A 2,328-nucleotide genomic window follows, 5' to 3' on the forward strand; every position below is an offset into this window, starting at 1 on the left:
TGTACTCGTTTGCTGCTGTCATCAGGCATTCGAGGCCGACCCGCAGACGGATGGGTACAAGATCCGAGATCAGACTCCGTCGCCCGCGGTGGCGGCGCGCAGCTCCTTGAGCACGTACGTGGCGGCCTTCTCGACGACGCGGATGCCCTCCTTCTGGCTCACGTGATGGTCGGACAGCACCGCGATCAGCCAGTCATGACGGGCCTCGACGACCCGTCCGATGCTGTTGACAAGCCAGCGACCGTTGTCGACGTCGACGGTGTCCCAGCCGTTCTTGACGTAGACGGAACGGTTGCCCGCCTCCCTGGCCGCGCTGATCCCCCATCGTTGCTCGGGGATCACCCTCTTCATGAGATCCATGATCAAAGTACGGTCCTGCGGGGTCAGCGGTCCCGTCGGCGACGTCAGCGCGGTCAGCAGACGAAGCTGGTCGGCAGCCGTGGTCGTGGTGAGTCCCCAGTGCGTGTTGGGTTTGGTCTCCCGCAGGCCGAGAGCGCGGTTCGCGGCGGTGAGGCCACTCAAGCCCCCGATCTTCTGCCACAGGGCGACCGCCGAAGCGTTGTCACTGGACACGATCATGTCCTCGGCCAACCGCCGAGTCTGGGAACCAAGGGCCTTGCCCTGCGGTTTCTGGCGCAGCAGAAGCGCCGCGAGGATGTTGACCTTGACGATGCTCGCGGTCTCGAACCGTCTGGTGCCGACCGTCACCGCAGCCGTACCCTGCCGGTCCAGTGCCGCGACCGCCAGGCGGCCGTCGTACCGCTGCACGTACGCCTCGATCCGCGTTCTCGCCTGGGCGATCCGGTCGATGGCCGGTGTCGTGGGGATCGGGCTGGCCGGGGAAGGGCCCTGGGACGGACCGACGCCGGCACCGTCCTGCCCGCGGGTGGCACCGAAGGCGGCCGTCGCGACGCCGGCGAGAGACAGGGCGGCCGCGGAGACGACCCAGCGGCGCGACAACTGCCGACCTTTCCGCTCAACCAAGGCGGGCCACCGCCTTCGCCGCGATCGAATCCACCGCGGCCCGGCTGCCCCGGTCGGGCAGGCTGAGCGTCGAGACCGTCTCGCCTCGTCTCAGCACCACGAAGTACGTGACGGTACTCGGGACGTCGGCGTGCTCGATGCGTCCGCGTACGAGCAGGCCGGCTCCCCCCGCATACTGTGGGTCGACGACGTCGAACGAGACCTGCGACCCGTGGACCGGATAGCTCGCGCACGTGAGCAGGACCCGACGGACGTCGTCGACGGTCCGCTCCGCCCACCCGGGTTCGTACGTCTCCACGACGTGGTGGGCCAGCGTCGAGCCGTCCGAGGGTCGGTAGTAGCGCTGCACCGCAGCGCGCCGGTGCGACTGGGCCGGGTAGTCGCTGCTCTGATAGCTGGGGCAGCTGCTCTGCTCCCACGGCCACGGCGGCAGACCTGTTCGCGGGGCCTCCTCACGCCAGTCCGAACCCAGCTCCCCCGCGCCAAGCAACATGCTCGGATCGCCCTGATCCGCGTTGGCGGTGTGCCGCTCCTCGGGGCCGACTCCGGGCTCCCACCGCTGGCACCCGGCCAGCACCACCGCCGACAGGACCGCCGGTACGACAGCGACCGCGCCTCGGCGCGTCCTCCTGTCCGACACGGACACCACGGACCTCCCCCAACGCAGATACTCGCCACCGCAGGTCACCCTCCGGGCGACGATGGGTGGTGCACCGTTCGCCGCCGCCTCGGGGCAGGCGCGGCGGTAGCCGGGCGGCGAACCGACCCCACCGGGGCCCGCCGCACCCCGGCCGCAGACGGGGCCGTTCAATGGCATTCCTCGGCGAACAACTCGGAGCGGGTCTCACCGAGCAACTCGCGCAGGCGGTTGAGGGAGCGCATGCTCTGGCTCTTGACGACGGCCGTGGAGACGCCCACGACCTCGGCGGTCGCCTCCACGCTCAGGTCGTCCCAGTAGCGCAGAACGATGATCGCCCGGTCCCGCAACGGCAGGGTGGCGACCGCGTCCAGCAACGTCATGCGCAGTTCGACCGGATGTTCCTCGCCCCGGTCCGGCGGCGCCGACATCGCCAACTCCCGGCTGGAGCGCCGCCGCTGCTGGTCGATCATGCAGCGCAGCAGCACCTTGCGGGCGTACGCGTGGGGGTCGTCGGCCCGGCGGACCCGCCTCCAGTTGGCGTACACCTTGGCCAGCGTCGTCTGGGTGAGGTCCTGGGCGAAATGCCAGTCGCGACACATCAGGAACGCGGCGTCGCGCCCGAGGTGTCGTTGCGCGACCTCGCGTACTTCGCCATGTCGGTCACCGACAACACGGCCGCCGATCTGCTACTGCGCCGGGTCGGC

General features: G+C 69.9%; 3 protein-coding genes. All 3 read right to left on the reverse strand.

The features are described 5' to 3' along the window. Window positions 1–69: 69 nt before the first annotated feature. Window positions 70–984: a serine hydrolase gene (locus ACWER9_RS31785; RefSeq protein WP_452305316.1), complete on the reverse strand. Its 915-nt coding sequence runs from the start codon at window positions 982–984 to the stop codon at window positions 70–72. Next, window positions 977–1,630: a hypothetical protein gene (locus ACWER9_RS31790; RefSeq protein ID WP_452305317.1), complete on the reverse strand. Its 654-nt coding sequence runs from the start codon at window positions 1,628–1,630 to the stop codon at window positions 977–979. Before ACWER9_RS31790 ends, ACWER9_RS31785 begins: the two co-directional genes overlap by 8 nt. 161 nt (window positions 1,631–1,791) lie before the next feature. After that, window positions 1,792–2,223, reverse strand: a complete 432-nt coding sequence (locus ACWER9_RS31795) for a SigE family RNA polymerase sigma factor (protein ID WP_452305318.1) — start codon at window positions 2,221–2,223, stop codon at window positions 1,792–1,794. Window positions 2,224–2,328 lie beyond the last annotated feature (105 nt).

This window comes from Micromonospora sp. NPDC003944, from assembly GCF_053605225.1.

Coding starts and splice junctions, on each gene's coding strand:
- ACWER9_RS31795 (WP_452305318.1), bottom strand. CDS start 2,223: ATGTGTCGCGACTGGCATTTCGCCCAGGACCTCACCCAGACGACGCTG.